Origin of the sequence: Arthrobacter sp. NPDC056727 (assembly GCF_042790555.1) — a bacterium.
Lineage (GTDB): Bacteria > Actinomycetota > Actinomycetes > Actinomycetales > Micrococcaceae > Arthrobacter.
The window spans coordinates 123,027-145,901 of record NZ_JBHTZA010000004.1 but is presented as its reverse complement, the minus strand read 5'-3'; the positions used below and the strand labels follow the sequence as shown (position 1 = coordinate 145,901).

General features: G+C 66.0%; 24 protein-coding genes. 19 read left to right on the top strand and 5 right to left on the bottom strand.

All coding sequences use genetic code 11. The features are described 5' to 3' along the window. The first annotated feature begins 37 nt into the window (after positions 1 to 37). The 7 genes from ACFRAH_RS05615 (at position 38) to ACFRAH_RS05585 (ending at position 6,372) form a co-directional block, all read left to right on the top strand. Positions 38 to 595, top strand: a complete 558-nt coding sequence (locus ACFRAH_RS05615; RefSeq protein WP_377989920.1) for a F0F1 ATP synthase subunit B — start codon at positions 38 to 40, stop codon at positions 593 to 595. Then, entirely contained in the window at positions 595 to 1,422 is an 828-nt protein-coding gene (locus ACFRAH_RS05610) for a F0F1 ATP synthase subunit delta (protein ID WP_377989919.1), read from the top strand. The genes ACFRAH_RS05615 and ACFRAH_RS05610 overlap by 1 nt, the downstream gene beginning before the upstream one ends. Positions 1,423 to 1,505: 83 nt before the next feature. Next, complete coding sequence (atpA, locus tag ACFRAH_RS05605; protein ID WP_377951347.1) at positions 1,506 to 3,143, top strand: F0F1 ATP synthase subunit alpha; 1,638 nt, start codon at positions 1,506 to 1,508, stop codon at positions 3,141 to 3,143. Between the two features lie 76 nt (positions 3,144 to 3,219). After that, positions 3,220 to 4,110 carry a F0F1 ATP synthase subunit gamma gene (locus ACFRAH_RS05600; RefSeq protein WP_377989918.1) on the top strand — a complete coding sequence of 297 codons (891 nt, stop codon included), beginning with the start codon at positions 3,220 to 3,222 and terminating at the stop codon, positions 4,108 to 4,110. Positions 4,111 to 4,189: 79 nt separating this feature from the next. After that, positions 4,190 to 5,644, top strand: coding sequence for a F0F1 ATP synthase subunit beta (gene atpD / locus ACFRAH_RS05595; protein WP_377989917.1), 1,455 nt, complete (start codon positions 4,190 to 4,192; stop codon positions 5,642 to 5,644). Position 5,645: 1 nt separating this feature from the next. Continuing rightward, entirely contained in the window at positions 5,646 to 5,930 is a 285-nt protein-coding gene (locus ACFRAH_RS05590; RefSeq protein WP_306924356.1) for a F0F1 ATP synthase subunit epsilon, read from the top strand. 10 nt (positions 5,931 to 5,940) lie between these two features. Further along, on the top strand, positions 5,941 to 6,372 hold the full coding sequence (locus ACFRAH_RS05585; protein WP_306924354.1) for a DUF2550 domain-containing protein: 432 nt from the start codon (positions 5,941 to 5,943) through the stop codon (positions 6,370 to 6,372). A gap of 95 nt (positions 6,373 to 6,467) precedes the next feature. On the opposite strand, the gene ACFRAH_RS05580 is transcribed toward ACFRAH_RS05585, so the two are convergent. Both ACFRAH_RS05580 and nucS read right to left on the bottom strand, forming a co-directional pair. Then, positions 6,468 to 6,671 (bottom strand): cold-shock protein, encoded by a 204-nt coding sequence (locus ACFRAH_RS05580; protein ID WP_003804766.1) that lies wholly within the window; start codon positions 6,669 to 6,671, stop codon positions 6,468 to 6,470. A 282-nt stretch (positions 6,672 to 6,953) separates the two neighbouring features. Further along, positions 6,954 to 7,649 carry an endonuclease NucS gene (nucS, locus tag ACFRAH_RS05575; protein WP_377989916.1) on the bottom strand — a complete coding sequence of 232 codons (696 nt, stop codon included), beginning with the start codon at positions 7,647 to 7,649 and terminating at the stop codon, positions 6,954 to 6,956. A 128-nt stretch (positions 7,650 to 7,777) separates the two neighbouring features. Between nucS and ACFRAH_RS05570 the strand changes: the two genes are divergently transcribed. Together ACFRAH_RS05570 and ACFRAH_RS05565 are read left to right on the top strand one after the other, a co-directional pair. Next, the gene (locus ACFRAH_RS05570; protein ID WP_377989915.1) at positions 7,778 to 8,134 is read left to right on the top strand and encodes an ATP/GTP-binding protein; all 357 of its coding nucleotides are present in this window, start codon (positions 7,778 to 7,780) and stop codon (positions 8,132 to 8,134) included. A gap of 68 nt (positions 8,135 to 8,202) precedes the next feature. Continuing rightward, complete coding sequence (locus ACFRAH_RS05565; RefSeq protein ID WP_377989914.1) at positions 8,203 to 9,003, top strand: alpha/beta hydrolase; 801 nt, start codon at positions 8,203 to 8,205, stop codon at positions 9,001 to 9,003. Here ACFRAH_RS05565 and ACFRAH_RS05560 read toward each other — a convergent pair. After that, a complete protein-coding gene (locus ACFRAH_RS05560; RefSeq protein ID WP_377989913.1) occupies positions 9,000 to 10,316 on the bottom strand; it encodes an AI-2E family transporter in 1,317 nt (438 codons plus the stop codon). The genes ACFRAH_RS05565 and ACFRAH_RS05560 overlap by 4 nt on opposite strands. Before the next feature lie 191 nt (positions 10,317 to 10,507). Between ACFRAH_RS05560 and ACFRAH_RS05555 the strand changes: the two genes are divergently transcribed. The 8 genes from ACFRAH_RS05555 to ACFRAH_RS05520 all read left to right on the top strand — a co-directional run bounded on the left by ACFRAH_RS05555 (position 10,508) and on the right by ACFRAH_RS05520 (position 19,894). Beyond that, positions 10,508 to 12,271: a hypothetical protein gene (locus tag ACFRAH_RS05555; protein WP_377989912.1), complete on the top strand. Its 1,764-nt coding sequence runs from the start codon at positions 10,508 to 10,510 to the stop codon at positions 12,269 to 12,271. An 80-nt stretch (positions 12,272 to 12,351) separates the two neighbouring features. Further along, the gene (locus ACFRAH_RS05550) at positions 12,352 to 13,335 is read left to right on the top strand and encodes a co-chaperone YbbN (RefSeq protein ID WP_377989911.1); all 984 of its coding nucleotides are present in this window, start codon (positions 12,352 to 12,354) and stop codon (positions 13,333 to 13,335) included. Next, the gene (locus tag ACFRAH_RS05545) at positions 13,335 to 14,438 is read left to right on the top strand and encodes an NADH:flavin oxidoreductase/NADH oxidase (protein WP_377989910.1); all 1,104 of its coding nucleotides are present in this window, start codon (positions 13,335 to 13,337) and stop codon (positions 14,436 to 14,438) included. Before ACFRAH_RS05550 ends, ACFRAH_RS05545 begins: the two co-directional genes overlap by 1 nt. Before the next feature lie 87 nt (positions 14,439 to 14,525). Next, positions 14,526 to 15,290 carry an ABC transporter ATP-binding protein gene (locus ACFRAH_RS05540; protein WP_377989909.1) on the top strand — a complete coding sequence of 255 codons (765 nt, stop codon included), beginning with the start codon at positions 14,526 to 14,528 and terminating at the stop codon, positions 15,288 to 15,290. Further along, a complete protein-coding gene (locus ACFRAH_RS05535; RefSeq protein WP_377989908.1) occupies positions 15,272 to 16,843 on the top strand; it encodes a transporter in 1,572 nt (523 codons plus the stop codon). The genes ACFRAH_RS05540 and ACFRAH_RS05535 overlap by 19 nt, the downstream gene beginning before the upstream one ends. A gap of 98 nt (positions 16,844 to 16,941) precedes the next feature. Next, entirely contained in the window at positions 16,942 to 17,724 is a 783-nt protein-coding gene (gene nagB / locus ACFRAH_RS05530; RefSeq protein WP_377989907.1) for a glucosamine-6-phosphate deaminase, read from the top strand. 50 nt (positions 17,725 to 17,774) lie between these two features. Beyond that, the gene (locus ACFRAH_RS05525) at positions 17,775 to 18,116 is read left to right on the top strand and encodes a DUF3039 domain-containing protein (RefSeq protein ID WP_377989906.1); all 342 of its coding nucleotides are present in this window, start codon (positions 17,775 to 17,777) and stop codon (positions 18,114 to 18,116) included. Continuing rightward, positions 18,116 to 19,894 carry a DEAD/DEAH box helicase gene (locus ACFRAH_RS05520; RefSeq protein ID WP_377989905.1) on the top strand — a complete coding sequence of 593 codons (1,779 nt, stop codon included), beginning with the start codon at positions 18,116 to 18,118 and terminating at the stop codon, positions 19,892 to 19,894. The genes ACFRAH_RS05525 and ACFRAH_RS05520 overlap by 1 nt, the downstream gene beginning before the upstream one ends. Positions 19,895 to 19,909: 15 nt before the next feature. On the opposite strand, the gene ACFRAH_RS05515 is transcribed toward ACFRAH_RS05520, so the two are convergent. Further along, on the bottom strand, positions 19,910 to 20,557 hold the full coding sequence (locus ACFRAH_RS05515; RefSeq protein WP_377989904.1) for an isochorismatase family protein: 648 nt from the start codon (positions 20,555 to 20,557) through the stop codon (positions 19,910 to 19,912). Between the two features lie 9 nt (positions 20,558 to 20,566). Continuing rightward, positions 20,567 to 21,895: a nicotinate phosphoribosyltransferase gene (locus ACFRAH_RS05510; protein ID WP_377989903.1), complete on the bottom strand. Its 1,329-nt coding sequence runs from the start codon at positions 21,893 to 21,895 to the stop codon at positions 20,567 to 20,569. Positions 21,896 to 21,933: 38 nt separating this feature from the next. Here ACFRAH_RS05510 and clpS point away from each other — a divergent pair, with 38 nt between their 5' ends. Both clpS and ACFRAH_RS05500 read left to right on the top strand, forming a co-directional pair. After that, positions 21,934 to 22,305, top strand: a complete 372-nt coding sequence (clpS, locus tag ACFRAH_RS05505; RefSeq protein WP_377989902.1) for an ATP-dependent Clp protease adapter ClpS — start codon at positions 21,934 to 21,936, stop codon at positions 22,303 to 22,305. Continuing rightward, complete coding sequence (locus tag ACFRAH_RS05500) at positions 22,298 to 22,864, top strand: DUF2017 domain-containing protein (RefSeq protein WP_377989901.1); 567 nt, start codon at positions 22,298 to 22,300, stop codon at positions 22,862 to 22,864. Before clpS ends, ACFRAH_RS05500 begins: the two co-directional genes overlap by 8 nt. Positions 22,865 to 22,875: the final 11 nt, after the last annotated feature.

Here is a 22,875-nt window from a genome sequence, read left to right as displayed (position 1 = left end):
GAACATTCAGAACCGAGTAGATAAGGACGGGTGAAATATGAATCAGCTGATCATCTCAGCCGCCACTGAAGGCGCCGCGGCGGCTAACCCGCTCGTTCCCAATGTTTGGGAAATGGGCGTCGTCCTCGCCGGCTTTGCTGTCCTCTTTTTCATCGTGGTCAAGTTCGTTGTCCCGATGTTCGAGAAGACGTTCGCAGAGCGTGCCGAGGCTATCGAGGGCGGCATCGCCAAGGCTGAGAAGGCTCAGGCTGAGGCTTCCGCTGCACTCGAAGAGTACAAGCAGCAGCTCACTGATGCCCGTGCTGAGGCCAACCGTATCCGCGAGGAAGCGCGTGCCGAAGGCGCCCAGATCCTGGCGGAGCTGAAGGAGAAGGCTGCAGCCGAGTCTGCGCGCATCACCGCTCAGGCACACGCGCAGATCGAGTCCGAGCGCCAGGCGGCCGTTGTGTCGCTGCGTTCGGAGGTGGGCACCCTTGCCACCACGCTTGCGGGCCGCATCGTTGGGGAAACCCTCGAGGACGACGCACGCGCAGCACGCGTTGTTGACCGCTTTCTGGCCGATCTGGAGACCCAGAACGCAGGTGTAGCTAAGTAATGGCAGGTGTATCGAGCGAATCGCTGACCAAGGCGCTGACCGAGCTGGAGCCAAAGCTTCCGTTTGCATCGCTGCAGTTGGCAAAGGAACTTTTCGGGATCCTGGGAACGGTAGACAGCTCGGCAGGCTTGCGCCGTGCCCTGACTGACCCCTCCCGCAGCGGTGAGGAAAAGTCGGCGTTGATCAAGCGGCTCTTCAGCGGAAAAGCTTCCGCCGAAGCCGTGGACATCGCAGCCGGTCTGGCCAGCTCACGCTGGGCATCGGCGCGAGACATCGGCGATGCACTCGAGACGCTTGCCGCAACGGTGGTCATCGCCGTTGCTGAAAACAAGTCGGCCGTTTCTGCCTCCGGTATCACCGGCCTGGAAGCGCTGGAGAACGATCTTTTCTCCTTCAACCAGGCCGTGGCTGCCAACCACGACGTGCAGCGCGCCCTGTCTGAACCGCAGGCCAGCGCCGCAGCAAAGACTGTCCTGGCCGAAAGGCTGGTTCCTTCCGCAAGTGAGGAAGCAAAGGTCCTCATCGGACAGGCAGTCACGCAGCCGCGTGGCATCAAGGCAACCAAGCTCGTGAGCCGTTTCGCCGAGCTCGCCGCCAAGCGCCAGCAGCGCTGGATTGCGACGGTCAGCGTTACTCGTCCCCTGACGGAGACGCAGGCAGGCCGTCTGCAGGCGGGATTGAACTCCCTCTACGGGCGCGAACTGAAGGTCAACGTCAAGGTTGATCCCATGCTGATCGGCGGCATCCGGGTTCAGGTGGGGGACGAAGTGCTCGACGCTTCGGTCCTCACCCGCCTGAACGAGCTTCAGCGCCAGCTGGCCGGCTAGCCGGACAAGCACAACACAACTGATAGAAACCCCGGTCATCGTGAGCAACGATGATCACGAATACAGGAGAGCAGGGACTGCAGATGGCCGAATTGACCATCAACGCCGACGACGTCCGTAATGCGTTGAACGAATTCGCGGCGTCCTACGAACCCGGAAACGCAGAGCGCGTAGAGGTCGGCCGTGTGACCACCGCAAGTGACGGCATCGCCCGTGTTGAGGGCCTTCCCTCGGTCATGGCGAACGAGCTGCTTCGCTTCGAAGACGGCACCCTGGGCCTGGCCCAGAACCTCGACGTGCGCGAGATCGGTGTCATCGTACTCGGTGACTTCACTGGCATCGAAGAAGGCCAGGAAGTCCACCGCACCGGACAGGTTCTGTCCGTGCCGGTCGGCGACGCCTTCCTCGGCCGCGTTGTGGACCCCCTGGGTGTTCCCATCGACGACCTCGGCGAGATCAAGGCCGAGACCACCCGTGCCCTGGAACTCCAGGCACCGGGCGTTACCCAGCGTAAGTCTGTGCACGAGCCGATGCAGACCGGCCTGAAGGCCATCGACGCCATGATTCCGATCGGCCGCGGCCAGCGCCAGTTGATCATTGGTGACCGCCAGACGGGCAAGTCCGCCATTGCCATCGACACGATCATCAACCAGAAGGACAACTGGGCTTCCGGTGATGTGACGAAGCAGGTCCGCTGCGTTTACGTCGCGATCGGCCAGAAGGCTTCGACGATTGCCGCTATCCGCCAGACTCTGGAGGACAACGGCGCGCTCGAGTACACCACGATCGTCGCCTCCCCGGCCTCCGACCCGGCCGGCTTCAAGTACCTCGCTCCCTACGCCGGCTCGGCCATCGGCCAGCACTGGATGTACGGCGGCAAGCACGTCCTGATCGTGTTCGATGACCTGTCCAAGCAGGCCGAAGCCTACCGCGCCGTGTCGCTGCTGCTCCGCCGCCCGCCGGGACGCGAAGCCTACCCGGGCGACGTCTTCTACCTGCACTCCCGCCTGCTGGAGCGTTGTGCCAAGCTCTCCGATGAGCTCGGTGCAGGCTCGATGACCGGCCTGCCGCTCATCGAAACCAAGGCAAACGACGTTTCCGCCTACATTCCGACCAACGTGATCTCCATTACCGATGGCCAGATCTTCCTGCAGTCGGACCTCTTCAACGCCAACCAGCGCCCCGCTGTTGACGTTGGTGTGTCGGTTTCCCGCGTTGGCGGTGCCGCGCAGGTCAAGTCCATGAAGAAGGTCTCCGGTACCTTGAAGCTGGATCTTGCCCAGTACCGCGACATGCAGGCGTTCGCGATGTTCGCGTCCGACCTCGATGCCGCGTCGCGCCAGCAGCTGACCCGCGGTGCCCGCCTGATGGAACTGCTCAAGCAGGGCCAGTACTCGCCGTTCCCGGTCGAGAACCAGGTTGTGTCCATCTGGGCCGGTACCCAGGGCTACCTGGACGACGTCCCGGTTGAGGACATCAGCCGCTTTGAGTCCGAATTCCTGGAGCACCTTAAGCACAAGTCCTCAATCCTCACGACGCTGGCTCAGACCAACGTCCTGGACGACGACACCGTCGAAGCGCTGAAGACCGCCATTGTGGACTTCAAGAAGGGCTTCTTCGGCGAGGGGGACGACAAGCTGGTTGGTGCCGGCCACGAGGAGCATGAAGCTATCTCCGAGGGTCAGGTCGACCAGGAAAAAATCGTCAGGCAGAAGCGCTAGTTTCGCTGGCAGGGACTGCCGGAGCCCTTCGGGGGTCCGGCAGTCCCGGCCACCGGGATCTTAGGAAAGGATAAGTATGGGAGCCCAGATCCGGGTCTACCGCCAGAAGATCAGCTCGACGACGTCGATGCGCAAGATCTTCAAGGCGATGGAACTGATCGCTACGTCGCGCATTGGCAAGGCCCGTGCCCGGGTAGCAGCTTCACTGCCTTACGCGAACGCGATCACGCGCGCCGTTTCCGCCGTTGCAAGCCAAAGCGAAATCGACCACCCCTTGACCACCGAGCCGGAGCAGATCCGCCGGGCCGCCGTTCTGGTTATCACCTCAGACCGCGGCCTTGCAGGCTCCTACTCCGCCAGCGTGCTCAAGCAGGCCGAAGGCCTGAACGAACTGCTCCGCGCCGAAGGCAAGGAAGTCAAGACGTACCTCGTGGGACGCAAGGCGCAGGCTTACTTCGATTTCCGGAGCCGTCCGTACGGGCGAGTCTGGACCGGCAACACGGATGCCCCTGAGTTCGCCACGGCGCAGGAAATCGGCGCGGCACTCCTCGAGGACTTCGCCATTGATTTCGAAGAGGGCGGCGTGGACGAGATCCACGTTGTGTACACCCGCTTCAAGTCCATGGTGACGCAGGAGCCAACCGTCATCCGCCTTCTTCCCCTCGAAGTTGTGGAAGAGCAGGCAGTCTCCGAGTCGGAACTTCTGCCGCTGTACGAGTTCGAACCGGAGCCGGAACAGGTGCTCAACGCCCTGCTGCCGCGCTACATCGAATCCCGCATCTTCGCGGCAATGCTGCAGGCGGCGGCTTCCGAGCTCGCTGCACGCCAGCGGGCGATGAAATCCGCCGGCGACAACGCCACGGAGCTCATCAAGAAGTACACGCGTCTGCGCAACACCGCCCGCCAGGCAGAGATTACGCAGGAGCTTTCCGAAATCGTGGCCGGCGCCGACGCACTCGCGTCCTGACCGGCCGGATCTCGGATCCAGCCAGACCTGCACAACAGATAAACTTAACCCCACGCCATCTACGAGTGAAGTGAGAGAGATGACTGCCACCGCTACCGAACACGTAGCCGCAACGGCCGGTGCCACCGGCCGTATCGCACGTGTCATTGGCCCGGTTGTCGACGTCGAATTCCCGGCTGACGCAATCCCCTCGATTTACAACGCACTCACCACCGAGATCACTCTCAACGGTGAGACCAAGACCATCACGTTCGAGACCTCCCAGCACCTGGGTGACAACCTCGTCCGCGCTATCTCCCTGCAGGCAACCGACGGCCTGGTCCGCGGCACGTCCGTAGTGGACAGCGGTTCCCCGATCTCCGTGCCTGTCGGCGACGGCGTCAAGGGCCACATCTTCAACGTCCTCGGCAAGCCGCTGGACGTCGAAGAGTCCGAGATCCAGGCTTCGGACTACTGGCCGATCCACCGTAAGGCCCCCTCCTTCGCGTCCCTCGAGGGTTCCACCGAAATGCTCGAAACGGGCATCAAGGTTATCGACCTTCTCACCCCGTACATCAAGGGTGGAAAGATCGGCCTGTTCGGCGGCGCCGGCGTGGGCAAGACCGTCCTGATCCAGGAAATGATCACCCGTGTTGCCCGCAACTTCGGTGGTACCTCCGTGTTCGCCGGTGTCGGCGAGCGTACCCGTGAAGGCAACGACCTCTGGGTTGAAATGGAAGAGGCAGGCGTCCTGAAGGACACCGCCCTTGTGTTCGGCCAGATGGACGAGCCGCCGGGAACGCGTCTGCGCGTGGCACTGTCCGCACTGACCATGGCGGAGTACTTCCGCGATGTGCAGAACCAGGACGTGCTGCTCTTCATCGACAACATCTTCCGCTTCACGCAGGCAGGCTCCGAGGTTTCCACCCTCCTCGGCCGCATGCCCTCGGCCGTGGGCTACCAGCCCAACCTGGCTGACGAGATGGGTCTCCTCCAGGAGCGCATCACGTCCACCAAGGGCCACTCCATCACCTCGATGCAGGCCATCTACGTCCCCGCAGATGACTACACCGACCCGGCTCCGGCCACGACCTTCGCACACCTCGACGCGACCACGGAACTTTCCCGTGAAATCGCCTCCCGTGGTCTGTACCCGGCCGTTGACCCGCTGACGTCGACCTCCCGCATCCTGGATCCGCAGTACATCGGCAAGGACCACTACAACACGGCCGTCCGTGTGAAGCAGATCCTGCAGAAGAACAAGGAACTCCAGGACATCATCGCCATCCTCGGTGTTGACGAACTCTCTGAAGAGGACAAGATCGTCGTGTCGCGTGCACGCCGCATCCAGCAGTTCCTCTCCCAGAACACCTACACCGCCAAGCAGTTCACCGGCGTTGAGGGCTCCACCGTTTCCATCAAGGACACCGTGGAAGGCTTCGCGGCCATCTGCGATGGCGAACTTGACCACGTTGCAGAGCAGGCGTTCTTCAACGTCGGTGGCCTGGACGACGTCGAGCGCCAGTGGGCCAAGATTCAGGAACAGACCAAGTAATATGGCTGAGCTTGAGGTTGAGATTGTCGCAGCGGACCACTTTGTGTGGTCCGGGGCGGCCAAGATGGTCAAGGCCCGCACCAGCGATGGTGAAATCGGAATCCTGCCCGGCCACTCGCCCGTGCTGGCGATTTTGGCCGAGGGTCAGCTGGCAATCGAGCCGGTTTCCGGCGACCGCATTGCCGTGGATGTTGACGGCGGTTTCTTCTCCGTCGATAACAACCGTGTGGTAATCGTTGCTGACAACGCCCAACTGGGTGACGCGGCCACTGCGGGGATCCGATAGCACAACCCTGATGGACGTTACTTCCTTTCCGTTCATCGCGATAGCAACCGTGTTTGCGGTGCTGATTTTTACGCTGTGCCTGTTTGGGGTGCGCCGCTTCAACCTGCGGCGCGCCCTGGGCACGGTGGACGCCTCCATTCGTACGGCTGGAAAGAGCTGGCGGATGGGGGTTTGTCGTTATCAGGACAATGAGCTTGAGTGGTTCAAACTCCTGTCGCTGAGTGTCCGGCCCCGCCACCGCTTCAAGCGGAGCTCGCTGGAGCTGCTGGGCCGGCGCCAGCCCACGGAGGCTGAGCTGGTCAAGGTGCAGCCTGACGTCGTGATTGTGGAGCTTCGCTACGAGGGGCAGGACGTTTTCCTGGCAATGAAGTTCGACGCCTACACGGGTTTGTCCTCGTGGCTGGAGGCGGGCCCGGTCATTGGCGTCGGAACGTGGCGCTGAGCTGTCAGGCGGTAAATGTTTCAGGATTTGAAAACATTAGTGACAAAAAATGATCCCCGGCACGAATGCCGAGGATCATTTGGTTTAAGCCGAAACTAGACGACCGTTACGCCCGTAGCCTGGGGGCCCTTGGCGCCCTGGCCGATTTCGAACTGAACGCGCTGGTTCTCGTCGAGGGTCTTGAAGCCGCCGGTCTGGATCTCGGAGTAGTGAACGAAGACATCGCCATCGGAGTCGTCCGGGGTGATGAAGCCGAAGCCCTTTTCAGCGTTGAACCACTTGACGGTTCCCTGTGCCATTTATTTCTCCTCAGTATGGAACTTTTTAAGGCCAGCACACCTCGTACTGGTCTTGGTTACTCCGCGAGAAGAATCCTGGCAGCGCCCCCGATAGCCGGAATTGCATTGCAGGAGCTTCGCGCTCGCAACATGTCTTGCGAGCATGAAAAACACCTACACAAAGACTGATACAAGAATTTCATGGGCAAACGGTCTGGTCAACGGTCAAAACGCGAATTCCGGCAAATTTTGGGCAAAAGCCGGGTAAACGCCTGATCACCCCGTGGCTACGGAGCCGGGCGGTCAGAAAAGCCGGGATTCGACGTCGTCAACGCCCCGCATTGCGTCGTAATCCAGCGTCACGCAGTCTATGCCGCGGTCCGTGGCGAGCACCCTGGCCTGGGGCTTGATCTGCTGGGCGGCGAAGATGCCCCGCACCGGTGCCAGCAGCGGATCGCGGTTGAGCAGTTCAAGGTAGCGCGTCAGCTGCTCCACGCCGTCGATGTCGCCCCGGCGTTTGAGCTCAATGGCCACTGTGGCGCCGTCGGCGTCCCGGGCAAGGATGTCCACGGGCCCGATGGCGGTGAAGTACTCCCGCCGGATCAGCGAGAATCCTTGGCCGAGGGTTTCGATCTGGTCGGCGAGGAGGCGCTGCAGGTCCGCTTCGACGCCGTCCTTGATCAGGCCGGGATCCTGTCCCAGCTCGTGCGAGCTGTCGTGAATCTGCTCATGGATGTTGATGATGAGCCGGTCGTCCGTTTTGGCGGACTGCACCGTCCACTGCTCGACGACGCCCACCTCGACGTCGGTGTCCTCCGGGGAGGTGACGCGGAGGACGGCGGGCGGGCTCATCCAGTTCAGGGGCTTGTAGGAGCCGCCGTCGGAGTGCACCAGCACAGAGCCGTCGGCCTTCACCAGCAGGAGCCGGGTGGCGAGGGGGAGATGGGCTTTAAGCCGGCCAACATAATCAACGGAGCAACGGGCTATGACGAGACGCACGCCCTACACCATACCTTCTCCGCGGTGGCTTCCCCGCAGTGGGCCCCAGCGCAGGGGCGCGGCATGGCTGCCAGTAGCACAGGGTCACGCTGGGCGGGGCGGGCCCCCGGCTAGGGCAGAATGGAAGCATGCCCCGCTCCAACCGTCCCCGCCGTACCAACACCGGTCGCGGTGCGGCCGGAAATGCCCCGGGGGGCCGGAAGCATGGTGCAGGTCCGGCGCCGGAACTTGACCTGGAGCGGGCGCGGGCTGGAATTGCCCGCCGGGAAAGCGCGCCGGACGGGGACTGGATGGTGCGGACCATGACCGCCCGCAACGCCGAAAAAACGTACATCTGCCCGGGCTGCTCCACGGCTGTTCCGCCGGGCATCGCCCACCTGGTGGTCTGGGCGGACGACCACCTGTTCGGCGCCGCCGCGGGACTGGCTGAGCGGCGCCACTGGCACACCAATTGCTGGACGTCGCGGAACTTCCGGTACCGGTAAATCTCCGATTCAGATAACGGACGGGACCGTGTCCGGGCGCAACCCGGCCGGAAGATAAGCTGGTGCGCATGACTTTTGACCCGGCGTCGTACGTTTTCAGCCAGCCATCAGCATCCACTGCCATCCGCGCCTCAACGGTGCTTCCTGCCCGGCGCGAGAACATTGAAATGCGCACTGAGGACGGCCACACGCTGGTGGGCGAGCTGGCGCTGCCCGAATCGGGTCCGGTCACCGCCACGCTGATCACCCTGCATCCGCTGCCCACCCACGGCGGCTTCATGGATTCCCACGTGTACCGCAAAGCCTCCTACCGTCTCCCGGCGCTGGCGGGCGTGGCCGTGCTGCGATTCAACACCCGGGGCACCTCCTCGCCGCGCGGAACCAGCGACGGAACGTTTGAGGAAGGCATTGGCGAGCGGTACGACGTGGAGGCGGCTGTTCGCTTCGCCGTGGAGCGGCAACTGCCCAACCGATGGCTCGTGGGCTGGTCCTTCGGAACTGAACTCGCCCTTATGTACGGCGCCGTGGAACCGGTGGCCTCCGCGGTGGAGGGCGCCGTTCTGCTGTCCCCGCCCCTGCACCGCGCCACGGACGAGCACCTGAAGCTCTGGGCGGCATCCGGCAAGCCGCTGACTGTCCTGGTGCCCGAACACGACGACTACCTGCGGCCCGCTGCAGCGGAGGCCCGGTTCAGCCTTGTGCCCCAGGCCAGGGTGGTGGGGGTCGACGGCGCCAAGCACCTTTGGGTGGGGGAGAAGCAGGCCGCGCGGGTGCTGAACGAGATCGTCGACGACGTCACCCGGGACGGCTCCGGCGCCGCGGGCCTCCCGCAGGAATGGGAAGGGCCGGTGGCCACCGCAAGCGTCTAGTGCTTGTCCTGGCGGACGATATAAATTTCCTTGATGAGCAGCAGGGTGGCGGCCGCCGTCGGGATGGCAATGAGCGCCCCCAGGACGCCGAGCAGGCTGCCGCCGGCAATCACCGAGATCACGGCGACGGCGCCGGGCACCGCCACGGCCTTCTGCATGATGCGCGGCGAGATGAAATACGCCTCGAACTGCAGGTAGGCGAAGTAGCAGATGGCGTAGGCCAGGGCCGACTGCCAGCCGAGCGTCAGGGTGATCAGGATGACCACCACGCCGGCGATCAGCCCGCCGACCAGCGGGATGAAGGCCAGCAGTGCCACGATGAAGGCCAGCAGCACGGCGAACGGCACGCCGATGATGGACATGACGATGAAGGCAAAGGTGGCATTCAGCAGGGCGACCACCGCCTGCCCGATGACGTAGTTGCCCACCGAGCGGGTGATCTCCTCAGAGAGGGCTTCCACGCGGTGCCGGCGGGACCGCGGCGCCAGCCGGTAGCCCCATCTCTTCATGGCGGGGAGCGCTGCCAGGAAGTACAGGCTGAGCACCAGCACGATCAGTGTGCCGAAGAGGCCGTTGGCCACCGTTGACCCGAAGCCGAGGACGCCGCCGAAGATGCCGCTCATGGCCTCGGGGTTCTTGACGAACTTGTCCAGCTCCTCGGTGATGCGGTCCCGGACGCCGAACTGGTTGTCGAGGGTCCGGAAGAAATCTGAATTGATGAAGTCCCGCACCCATACGGGGGCCTGCTTCACGAGTTCGGTCACCTGTTCCACGATCGTGGGGATGAGCGTGGCAAAGAAGCCGACGACGGCGATCATCAGCACGGATACCGAGACGAGGATGCCGGCGGGCCGGGGAATCTTTCGTCCCTCCAGCCAGCGCACCACCGGGTCCAGGCCGAGCGCGATGAACAGGGCAGCAACGATCCAGAGCAGCAGCTGGGTGGTGTGGGATCCGATCCAGTACACCAGCAGGGCCAGGCCAACGCCCACGGTGCCCATGAAACCGAGGTACAGCGGGTGCTGGGTGGAGATGCGGGGCCCGGGGGAACCGAAACGTTCGGTGTCCCCGGTTTCCTCTGCCTCGACGTTGTCGGGATGTTCAGGCGGAAACTCAAACCGGAGCCTGGGCTGGGCGCCGGGGATTGGCTGGCGCAGGCGCCTGAGGACCGTGCCCAGGGCGGCCGGGCGGCCCTTCGTCTTTGCCGGAGTGTCCTGGGCTGCAGTTTCGTGGGGGGCGGGCAGGCTCCGGGAGGAGGCGGCGTCGGGCAGATCTTCGGGGCCGCGCTTGGACGGATCCGTGTGTTCAGTCACTGCTTTTTGATGCCTTTACCGTCCGTGGCGCCGCCGCTGCGGGCCGGGTGTGATGATCATCGCAAACACTATCAGCAGCCTTGTGAATAGACGGGCGGGCGGCGTTTCCCCGGAGTGGCAGCCTGCCTCTCGAGCCCCCGATCCGGCCTATTGGTAACAAAACGGTTACTATTGAAGCTAAACCCCCGCTGATGATAGGTATTCCTTTGCGTTTCAAGACTGCAGTTGCACTTGTGCTGCTCGGCCTCCTGACACTGCTGGCCGGCATCGGGCAGAAGACCTTCTGGGCCCCCGCCGAGACCGTGACGGCCACGGCTTCCGCCGGCGAAGCCGCCCCCCTGACAGTTATCGACCAGAAGCTGCGCACCCTCGAAGGTGGAACGGTCACCATCAAGGTCAAGGGCGAGGGCAGCTTCCTGCTCGCGGCAGGACGGCCGGACGACGTCGACGCGTGGGTAGGCAAGACCGCCCACAACACCGTCACGGGGCTCTCCGACGACAAGAAATCGCTGCAGGTAAAGCACACCGGGGGAGAAGCCAGCGCGCCGTCGCCTGCCGGCTCCGACCTTTGGGTCAGCACCGAGAACGCCAGCGGCGAGCTGGACTACACGTGGTCCGCCCCGGCCGACGGCGAGTGGTCCCTGCTGCTCGCAGCGGACGGAAAGAAGCCCGCGCCGTCGTCCATCTCCATGACGTTCCCCAATGACACCACCATGCCGTGGGCCGTGCCGCTCATGGTCCTTGGCGGGCTCCTGATCGTGGCCGGCGGCGCACTGCTGGTCCTCAAGCCCAAGGGCGGCGCGCCCCGGGACGGCGGGTCTGCTGACGGCGGGTCCTCCGGCAGCACGGACAGCCAGAAGCAGGGCAGCCTGTTTGCGCGGCGCGCCCGCGCCAAGGCAGCAGCCAAGGCCGGCGACCGGTCCTCCTCCGCACGGCTCAGTCTGCTGGTTGCGGCCAGCACCGCCGCCGTTCTCGCCGGCACCGCGGCTGCCGCCCAGGCCAGTACGTCCTCTGCCCCCACCTCCACGACTGCAGCGACGACGGGCGCCTCTGCCGCCCCACGGGCCGGCGGCACGCCGGTGGTCCTGGACGCCCAGTTCCGCCGCATCCTGGAGCAGGTGGCCAGCGCCACTGACGCCGGCGACGCCGCCAAGGACGCCAGGAAGCTTGCCGCCCGCGTTGCCGGGACGGAGCTCGAAGTCCGCACGCAGAACTACAAGATCAGGTCGCGGGTGGCCTCCTACGACGCGCGCATGCCCGTGCGGTCCACCAAGCTCCTGACCACGGTGGTCACGGACAAGCGCGAATGGCCGCGCTCTGTCCTTGCCGTCACGCAGGGTGAAGGCAATGTTGTGCCGCAGCTGCTCACGCTCGTGCAGGAGTCCCCGCGGGAGAACTACAAGCTCGTGGGCACGTCCCCGCTGCAGCCCGGCACCACTTTCCCGGCGATCGTCCGCGGCGGCACCGAGTCGCTCGCCGCAGGGGACAAGTCAGGCCTGCTCTACAGCGGGCAGGAAGCGCTCGCCGGTCTGGCGGACCGGCTGACCAAGTCCAACTCCACCTTCAAGGGCAAGCTCGTGGAAGGGGAGTCCTCCCCGTACATCGCGGACACGCTGTCCTACCAGGCTGACATCGTGAAGGACGGCGTGGACGGCAAGTTCGCGTTCACGCACAAGGTTGTTCCGGAGAACACTGTTGTGTACCGCACGGAAGATGGCGGGGCCCTGGTCCTGGGCCGGCTGACCTTCAACTTCGACGGAACGCCCAAGGCGGAGGGCGACAAGCTGTCCATCGGCAACGATGCGGCCGTCCTCGCAGGCGGCAAGGAAACCACCACCGGCATGGTGCTGAAGTTCGCCGAATCCGTGGCCGTGTACGTCCCGCCGGCGGACTCGAAGGATCCGATGAAGCTCGTGGCCGCCACGCGCGGACTGGTTGGCGCCAGCTTCAAGTAGGGAACGGCTTTCCCTAAACCTGCCGTCACTGGAGCGGCCGCGGTGCTACCGCGGCCGCTCTTGTGGCTAGAGTGGGAGCTATGAGTTCGCCAGCTTCCCGTCCTGTCCCTTCGGCCGCGAGCCAGATTAACCTTCGCGGCGCCGTCGACCTCTCCTCGCTCAAGCAGCGGCCGGCGCCGCCGGCGCCGAACAATGCCGCCGGGGCAGGCGCCCCGCCGGCCCAGCAGGCCGACGGCGGACCCGCCCTCCGGGTGGACGTCACCGAGGCAAATTTCCAGAGCCTGATCGAGCTGTCCGCCCAAGTGCCGGTGGTGTTTGCCCTGTGGGCGGGCTATTCGCCCGAATCCACCAGCCTGCTGGAGGCCCTGGAGCGCATCATCCAGAGCTATGGCGGCAGCCTGGTCCTCGCCGCTGCGGACATCGAAGCGTTCCCGCAGCTGGCCCAGGCCTTCCAGGTGCAGGCGGTCCCCACCGCCGTCGCCGTACTCAAAGGCCAGCCGGTTCCGCTCTTCCAGGGCGGCGCCGACGAACAGCAGATCCGCCCCCTGCTGGACGAGCTGCTGACTGTCGCGGCTGCGAACGGAGTAACGGGCAACGTCGGCGGCGGCGCTGGCGCGTCCGAAGAACCCGCACCTGCCACTCTGCCGCCCCTGCACCAGAAGGCCTTCGACGCCATCGAAGAGGGTGACTACGCCACCGCCGCAGCCGCCTACCGCCAGGCGCTGGCCGAGATGCCGGCCGATGCCGAGGCAAAGGCGGGACTGGCGCAGGTGGAACTCATGGAGCGCCTGCAGAGCCTTTCCGGACCCGAGGGCGAGGCCCTGCGCCAGCTCGCCGCGGATGAACCCGACAACCTCACGGCCCAGCTGGGCATCGCGGACCTGGACCTTGCGGGCGGTCACGTGGAGGATGCCCTGAACCGGGTCGTTGCATTCATCGGCAGGAACCTCGGACCCGAGCGCGAGACCGCCCGTGTGCGTCTGCTGGAGCTGTTCGAGGTCGTGGGGACCACGGATGAACGCGTGGGCAAGGCCCGCCAGGCCCTGGCCCGGGTGCTCTTTTAGTGGCGGTTCCCGCGCTGTTCCAGCCCCTGGCGCTCCGGTCCCTTGAGCTGCAGCACCGCGGCTGGGTTTCGCCGATGTGCCAGTACAGCTGCGAACCTGACGAGGCGCCCGGCGTGCCGAATGACTGGCACCTGATGCACCTCGGATCCTTCGCCGCCGGGGGAGCGGCCCTCATTCTGACCGAGGCCGCGGCAGTCAACGCCGAAGGCCGCATCAGTCCGCGGGACGCGGGGCTCTACAACGATGAGCAGGCTGCTGCCTGGGAGCGGATCGTCCGCTTTGTGCACCGCCACGGTGCCGCCGAGACGAAGATCGGCGCCCAGCTGGCCCACGCCGGGCGGAAGGCCTCCACGTACTGGCCGTTCTCCGGACGAAGCGGATCGGTGCCGGCGGCCGACGGCGGCTGGGAGACTGTGGGACCGGGCGCCGAGGCCTTCGATGGCTACGCCTCGCCCGCCGCCATGACCGAGGATGGCATCCAGCGCGTCATCGCCGACTTTGCCGCCGCGGCATCCCGTGCCGTCGCCATCGGCTTCGACACGATCGAGCTGCACGGTGCCCACGGCTACCTTCTCCACCAGTTCCAAAGCCCGCTGATCAACCGCCGCACGGACGCCTGGGGCGGCGACGCGGCCGGGCGGAACCGGCTGACGCTGGCCGTCATTGATGCGGTACGCAACGTCATTCCCGACTCCATGCCGCTGTTGCTTCGCATTTCGGCAACCGACTGGGCCGAAGGCGGAATCGGCATCGAGGATTCCGTCCGGCTGGCCGCGCAGGCCGGCGAGCACGGGGTGGACCTCGTTGACGTCTCCAGCGGTGGCGCGGTGGCACACCAGCGGATCCAGCCGGGGCCCGGGTACCAGACGGAATTCGCCGCACGGATCCGGCGCGAAACGGGAGTGGCCACGGGGACCGTCGGGCTGCTGACGTCCCCCGGACAGGCAGAGCATGTGGTCGCCACCGGCCAGGCCGACGGCGTCTTCATTGCCCGGGCGGCCTTGCGGGATCCGCACTGGTGGCTGCGGGCAGCTTTTGAACTGGGCCACGACCTGCGCTGGGCGCCGCAGTACGAACGGGCTGTGCCGCGCCGTGCCTTTTAGCCGTGCTTTTTAGCCGTGCTTTCTAGCCGCCGGTTTTACTCCTTCCGGAGGATCCCCGTGGGGACCGGCCGCAGCTAGGGTGAGTGCATGAGCACTCCCTTAGTAGCCCTCTCGATCAGGGGGCTGGCCAAACGGTTCGGCAGCAAGATCGCGGTGGACGGCATCAACCTCGACGTTCCCGCCGGTTCGTTCTTCGGCATTGTCGGGCCCAACGGCGCCGGAAAGACCACCACCCTGTCGATGGCTACGGGTCTCCTCCGCCCGGACTTCGGAACGGCGGTGGTCCACGGGGTGGACGTCTGGGCGCAGCCGCTCGAAGCCAAGAAGCTGATGGGCATCCTGCCTGACGGGGTGCGGCTTTTCGACCGGCTCAGCGGCGAGCAACTGGTCACCTATGCCGGGTTGCTCCGGGGCATGGCCCGTGACGTGGTGGCTGCCCGGGTGGGGGAGCTGCTGGCAGCTTTGGACCTCAGCCAGGACGCGGGCACCCTGGTGGTGGATTACTCCGCCGGCATGACCAAGAAGATCGCGCTGGCCTCCGCACTGATCCATGCTCCGAAAGTGCTCGTGCTGGATGAGCCTTTCGAATCCGTGGACCCCGTCTCCGCCGCCAATATCAGGGACATCCTGGACAGGTATGTGGCCACCGGCGGCACCGTGATCGTGTCCAGCCATGTGATGGACCTTGTGCAGCGGATGTGCGACCACGTCGCCGTGGTTGCCGCCGGCCGGATTCTGGCTGCCGGAACCGTTGAGCAGGTGCGTGCCGGAGCAACCCTGGAGGAGCGGTTCGTGCAGCTCGTGGGCGGCAGGAGCCGGACGGAGGGGCTCGAATGGTTGCGCACCTCCTGAGGCTGAAGCTCACGCTGCTGCGGAACGGCCTGCGGCGGAGCCCCTGGCAGCTCGTCGGGCTGGCGTTCGGCGGACTTTATGCGCTGTTAATGGTCGGGACGTGCGTGGTGCTGCTGGTCCTGCTGCGGCAGGAGGATCCGGTTCTCGCCCGGACCGTGGTGGTTCTCGGCGGCTCAGCGGCCCTGTTCGGCTGGGGGATTGTGCCGGTCATTGCCTCGGCCGTGGACATGACGCTGGACCCGGCCCGGTTCACGACGTCCGCCGTGCCCATGCCGCAGCTCCTGGCCGGCCTGGCGCTCGGCGGCCTCATCGGGCTGCCCGGGCTGGCCACCCTGCTCGTCGCCCTGGCCACCGTTGTCACATGGTCCCGCGGTGTCCTGCCCGCGGCCGGCGCATTGGCCGGCGCTGTCCTGGGCGTGCTCACCTGTGTGGTGTTTTCCCGCGTGGTCACCACCGCCACTGCCAGCCTGGCGGCCTCGCGGCGGTTCAAGGACGTCAGCGGCATCGCCTTCATGGTTCCGCTGGTTCTCCTGGGCCCGATCACCGCCGGCATCTTCCAGGGGATGGCGGGCTCCGGGGCCTTCCTGTCCGAGCTGGCCGGCAGGATTTCGTGGACGCCTCTGGGGGCGGCGTGGTCGCTGGGCGGCGACCTCCAAGCCGGACAGGCTGGCGCCGCGGGGCTCAAACTGCTCATCGCCGCGGCCACGCTCGCGGGGCTTTCCTGGTGCTGGAAGGTGCTGCTGGCACGGGCCCTGGTGACGCCTCCGTACAGCGGAAGCAGCCGCCGGAAGGGCGGGCGCCTGGGGCTGTTCTCCGTGCTGCCTGCGACGCCGGCCGGGGCCGTCACGGCCCGCTCCCTGACCTACTGGTTCCGTGATCCCAGGTACTCAGGTTCGCTGGTGGTGATTCCGCTGTTGCCGGTGGTGCTGGCTTTCCAGGGGAGCCAGACCAACGACTACGGGGTCCTCATGATCACCGGGCCGCTCACGGCGTTCCTCCTGGCGTGGTCCATTTCGGGTGATGTGTCCTACGACAACACAGCCTTTGCCCTGCACCTCGCCGCCGGCGTGCGCGGTGTCGATGACCGGCTGGGGCGCGCCCTTGCCTGCCTGGCTTTCGCACTGCCCACAGTGCTGATCCTCGCCGTCGTGCCGTTCTTCATCACGGGGGACTGGGCGTGGTGGCCCGCCATCCTGGGGATGTCCGTGGGGGTGCTGCTGACGGGGCTGGGCCTGTCGTCCGTGGTGTCCGCCCGTTACACCATTGCCGTGCCGCTTCCCGGGGACAGCCCGTTCAAAAAGCCCCCGGGCAATGTGGGACAGACCCTCGCCGTGCAGTTTGGCGGGATGGGGGTGCTGCTGGTGCTGGTCCTCCCCGAGGCCGGCCTGGTCCTGGCGCAGATGCTCACCGGAGACCAGCTGTTTGGCTGGATCAACCTTGCAGTTGGCCCTGTCCTCGGCGCCGCACTGTTCACTGCCGGGGTCCGGGTGGGCGGGCGCTGGCTCGATGCCCGCGGCCCGGAACTCCTGGCCCAGGTCGCCGTAAACCGCTGAAGCCAGGCAACCGGTGAAAACGCCAACCGCTAAGTGGCTCTGCCGGGCGGACTCCGGCCATGGTTGACTAGCAGGACAGCTGAGAGAAAGGCCTGATCATGGAGGTCGTCATTCTTCCGGGCGGCAGGCAGATAGCCTCCCTCGTGGCGGACGCGGTGGAAAGCCTGCTGCGCAGCAAGCCCGATGCCGTCCTGGGGCTAGCCACGGGATCATCGCCGCTGCCGGTCTACGACGAACTCGCCCGGCGCCACCGGCAGGCCGGCCTGGACTTCAGCCGGGCCTGTGGATTCACACTCGATGAGTACGTCGGGCTGGAACCCGGCCATCCCGAGTCCTACGGCGAGGTGATCCGCCGCGACTTCGCGAACCGGGTCAACATCGACCCGGACAACGTCCTCGGACCGGACGGAGGCGCCGCTGACCTTCCCGCCGCCTGCCGGGCCTACGAGGAGCGGATCAGGGAGCGCGGCGGCGTCGACCTGCAGCTGCTGGGCCTCGGCACCGACGGACATATCGGGTTCAACGAACCGGGGTCCTCGCTGGCCTCCCGCACCCGCATCAAGTCGCTCATCGAGCAGACACGCCGGGACAACGCCCGCTTCTTCCGCAGCCTCGACGAGGTGCCGCACCACGTGGTGACCCAGGGGCTGGGCACCATCCTCGAGTCCCGGCATGCCATCCTCCTGGCGACGGGAGCCCAGAAGGCGCAGGCGGTCCATGACCTGGTGGAGGGGCCCGTTGCCGCGATCTGTCCCGCCTCAGTACTGCAGCTGCACCCGCATGCCTCCATCGTGGTGGACGAGGCCGCAGCGTCGTCGCTGAAACTCGCCGACTACTACCGGCACACCTATGAGCACAAACCGGAGTGGCAGGGGCTCTGAGCGGAACCTGTGTCCGGGGCTCCCGCGGACGCACCTTCAGAACGGCTAAGATGGATGCCATGAGTAGCATGACGGATCCTCTCGACAACGACCCCATGCGTGAGCTTTCCGGCGCCGGATCGTCCACCGCAACCATTGAGCGCGAGGAACTGCGCCAGGAAGTGGAACCCGGCGACCGTGAGCGCTTTGCACACTACGTGCGCAAGGAAAAGATCATGGAGTCCGCCATGACGGGTGAACCGGTCATCGCGCTGTGCGGCAAGGTCTGGACCCCCGGCCGCGATCCGCAGAAGTTCCCGGTCTGCCCCATGTGCAAAGAGGTCTATGACGGCCTCCGCCCGGGCAACGACGGCGGCAAAGGGTCCGGCGGAGACTCAGGCAACAACAAATAGTGACGGAGACACTCTTCGGCGGACCCACCCTGCCCCCGGCTTACCCGGAACGTGCAGCCTGGGGAACCGCCCCGAAGCTCCGTGCCTGGCAGCAGGAAGCCCTGGACCTTTACTTCAGTAAAGCTCCGCGCGACTTCATGGCCGTGGCCACCCCGGGCGCCGGCAAGACCACCTTTGCGCTCAGGGTGGCCTCCATGCTCATCGAGGCCGGCACGGTGAACCGGGTAACCATCGTGGCGCCCACCGACCACCTGAAGCGGCAGTGGGCTGACGCCGCGGCGCGCGTGGGAATCGCCATCGACCCGAACTTCAAGAATTCCGACGGCCAGCACGGCCGGGGGTTCATCGGCGTGGCCGTGACCTACGCACAGGTGGCCAGCAAGCCCCTGCTGCACCGGGCCAAGACCGAGGCCGCCCGCACCCTGGTGATCCTTGATGAAATCCACCACGGCGGCGAGGCGCTGTCCTGGGGCGACGGTCTCCGCGAGGCCTTCGATCCGGCTGCCAGGCGGCTGTCCCTGACCGGCACCCCCTTCCGCTCGGACACCTCGCCTATTCCGTTCGTGGAGTACATCGAGGACCGCGAGGGCATCCGGCGCTCCAAGTCGGACTACACCTACGGCTACGGCAACGCGCTGCGCGACCACGTGGTGCGCCCCGTGATCTTCATGGCCTATTCCGGGCAGATGCGCTGGCGCACCAGTGCGGGCGACGAGATGGCTGCCTCCCTCGGCGAGGCGGCGGTCACCAAGGACATCACGTCCCAGGCCTGGCGGACCGCGCTGAACCCGGCGGGGGAATGGATCCCGGCCGTTTTGGCGGGAGCGGACAAACGGCTCAGCGAGGTCCGGCGGTCCGTTCCCGACGCCGGCGGCCTGGTGATCGCGACCGACCACGAGGACGCACGGGCGTACGCCGGCCAGCTCAAGAAGATCACCGGCGAGTCGCCGACCGTCATTCTGTCCGATGATGCGAAGGCCTCGAACAAGATCGAGGAGTTCAGCGCGGGCGACAAACGCTGGATGGTTGCCGTGCGCATGGTTTCCGAAGGCGTGGACGTGCCGCGCCTCTCGGTGGGCGTCTACGCCACGTCCACCTCCACCCCCCTGTTCTTCGCACAGGCCGTGGGACGTTTTGTGCGTTCCCGGAAGCGGGGCGAGACGGCGTCGGTGTTCCTGCCGTCAGTTCCCCCGCTGATGGCGCTGGCCAACACCATGGAAGCCGAACGTGACCATGCCCTGGACCGGCCGCAGAATGACGACCCGGACGGTCTGATGGACCTCGAAGAGTCCCTCATGGACGAGGCCAACCGCGAGGAGAAGGCCTCGGACAGCCTGACCAAGGGCAAGTTCGAGGCCCTGGATTCGCAGGCCTCCTTTGACCGCGTGCTGTTCGACGGCGGCGAGTTCGGCATGGGAGGCGACATCGGCTCCGAGGACGAACTCGACTTCCTCGGCATCCCGGGCCTGCTGGACGCCGAGCAGGTGGGCACGCTGCTGCGCCAGCGCCAGCACGAGCAGCAGGGCCGGAAAAAGCGCCAGAGCCCCGCAGCGGCGCCCGCTGCGCCGGCGGTACCCGACCACCGGATGCTGATGGACCTGCGCAATGAGCTGGCCAAGAACGTGGCGGCCTGGTCGGCGCGGACGGGTACCCCGCACGGGGTGGTGCACACGAAGCTGCGGACCGTCTGCGGCGGCCCGCCGGTGGCCCAGGCGAACGAGGAGCAGCTCCAGTCCAGGCTGAAGAAGCTTCAGGACTGGTTCATCGGCAGGACGTAACCAGGCAGGACACAGCTACTCGAGGTCGACGCCGCCCAGCTCCATTTCGGCGTAGGTGTCGTCGAGGTCATCGGCGATGCCGGCAGTCAGCCGTTTGATCACGGTGACGGAGTAGCCGGCCTGGACGGCGTCCAGGGATGTTGCCATGACGCAGTGGTCGGTGGCCAGGCCAACCACCACGATGTCCTCCACGTCGTGGCTCTGCAGCCAGTCGTCCAGGCCGATGGCGTCCTCTTCGGGCGCGTAGCCGGGGTCGGCCGCGCCCGACATTGAACCGGGCATGGAACCGGGCTGCCGCTCCCCGGTGGGGACGGCGTCCTCGGGTGCCAGCAGACCCTCGAACCCGGAGTAGGCCGCCGTGTAGAGGCCCTTGTGGAAGTACGCCTGGATGTGTTCGGTGTCCAGCTCAGGGTGCAGCTCGGCACCCTGGGTCCCGGCGACGCAGTGCGGCGGCCAGGTGTCCTTGAAGTCCGGGGCCTCCGAGAAGTGGGTACCGGGATCGATGTGCCAGTCCTGTGTGGCCACGATGTGGTCGAACTGGCCGTGGTGGTTCTCGACGTACTCGCTGATGGCCCCGGCCACGGCAGCCCCGCCCTCCACGGGCAGCGTGCCGCCCTCGCAGAAGTCGTTCTGGACGTCGACGATGATGAGTGCCCGTGCCATCAGTTCTCCTCAGTTGTCCTCGTAGAGCGTCGGGATAGCAGGCTCGCCGCGGTGCAGGCGGTGCACCACTGCCGGCAGTTCGGCCAGCGAATCGGTGTGGCGCTGCCGTGCGCGCAGGACGCCCTCGTGGCCCGTCCAGCCGGGCAGGAGCTCACCGTTTTTGATGAACTGCTGCAGCAGCGTGCGGTCGTTGCCGTCATCGGCAGGCCGGTGGCCCACGCCGATGAGCTCCTGGGTTGCCGTCCCGTTGTCGTTGAGCCGGCGGAGGGCATACTTCCGCCCTCCCTTGCTCGTCTTGTTTTTGGCGGCTTTGGCCACCGGGACGAAGTCACCGGCGTCGTTGGTCCGGCTGACCAGCTTGTAGACCATGCTTGCCGTGGGAGCCCCCGAGCCCGTCACAAGGGACGTGCCCACGCCGTACGAATCAACCGGCGCGGACTGAAGTGCCGCAATCGCGTATTCGTCCAGGTCAGAGGTCACCGTGATGCGCGTGTGGTGGTTGCCAAGCTCGTCCAGCAGCTGCCTGACCCACTGCGCCTGTTCCACCAGGTCGCCGGAGTCCAGCCGGACGGCGCCCAACTTGTCCCCCGCAATGTCCACGGCCGTACGGACGGCGGTCTCGACGTCGTACGTGTCCACGAGCAGCGAGGTGCCGGCCCCGAGGGAGGCGACCTGCGCCTCAAAGGCGTCCCGCTCGGTGTCATGGAGGAGCGTGAAGGAGTGGGCGGCGGTGCCCACCGTCTTGAGGCCGTACCGCAGGCCGGCCTCAAGGTTTGAAGTGCTGTCGAACCCGGCGATGACGGCGGCCCGGGCGGCGGCCGTGGCGGATTCCTCCTGCGTGCGGCGGGAGCCCATCTCGATGCAGGGCCGCTGGCCGGCGGCCATCACCATGCGCGAGGCGGCCGAGGCAATCGCGCTGTCGTGGTTGAGGACGGACAGGACGTACGTCTCCAGGATGCACGCCTCGGCGAAGGTGGATTCGACGATCAGGATGGGGGAGTTGGGGAAGTAGGCCTCGCCCTCGGCGTAACCCCAGATGTCGCCGGTGAACCGGAAATCGGCCAGGTAGTCCAGGGTCTCCTTATTAACGACGCCGGTGCGCGCCAGGAACTCGAGCTCCGCCTCGCCGAAGCGGAATGCCATGATGCCTTCCAGGAGCCTGCCCGTGCCGCCCACAATCCCGTAGCGGCGGCCGTCCGGCAGCCGCCGCGCGAACGCCTCGAACACTGCCTTGCGGTGCGCGGCGCCGGAATGGAGGGCCCCCTGCAGCATGGTCAGCTCGTAATGGTCGGTGAACAGGGACGTGCGGGGCTGCTCCCAGCCGGCGGAGTTACTCACAAAAATCACTCTAGTAGGCTTCCCCATAGAATGGACAGATGACCTCAAGCGTTGCGCTCGGCCCTGACACCCAGGAGAGCATCCAGACCGGGACGGCGGTGTCCACCGAGGCCCTGACCGCCCCGGACGTCCCTTGGAACCTTGTCATCTGGAATGACCCCGTGAATCTGATGAGCTACGTCAGCTACGTTTTCCAGAGCTATTTCGGCTACTCGGAAACCAAGGCCAACAAGCTGATGCTCGAGGTCCACAGGAAGGGCCGGTCCATCGTTGCCCACGGCAGCAAGGAACAGGTGGAGCAGCACGCGGTCGCCATGCACGGGTTCGGCCTGTGGGCCACCGTGGAGAAGGCCACCGGCGGAGACAGCGGGGGCGGCAAGCCGGGCAAGGGCAAGGGAAAACGTGGCTAAGGCTTTTAAATACGGACTTAAGGGCATCACCGGTTTCCTGGAACCGGCCGAGCGGGAACTGCTGCGCAGCCTCTTCGCCGACGTCATCTCCATGCTGGAGCCGGCGGACCGTGGCTCCGAGGATCCGCTCGCCGCACTGATCGGACTGGACCTGGAGGCCCGGGAACCGTCTGACCGCGCCCTCCGCCGGCTGCTCCCCAACGCCGTGAAGGACGACGCCGCCGCCTCGCTTGAGTTCCGCCAGCTCACCGAACGCTCGCTGCGGGAGAGCAAGATCGGCGCGCTGCGCGCTGCCGCGCTGGGTTTGGACAAGGACGATCTGGTCCTGACGCCGGCTGATGCCCGGCACTGGTCCACGGCCCTGAACGACGTGCGGCTGGTGCTTGCCGAACGCCTTGACATCCGGGACGAGGCGGACGCCGACCACGTGCACCAGATGCAGGACTGGTCCCAGGCCGAGGACGTCGAAAGCTACCTCGCGCTGGTCTACAACTTCACCACCTGGCTGCAGGAGTCGCTCGTGCAGGCGATGCTGCAATCGCTGGACTCGCGGCACTGAACGGTTTTTCG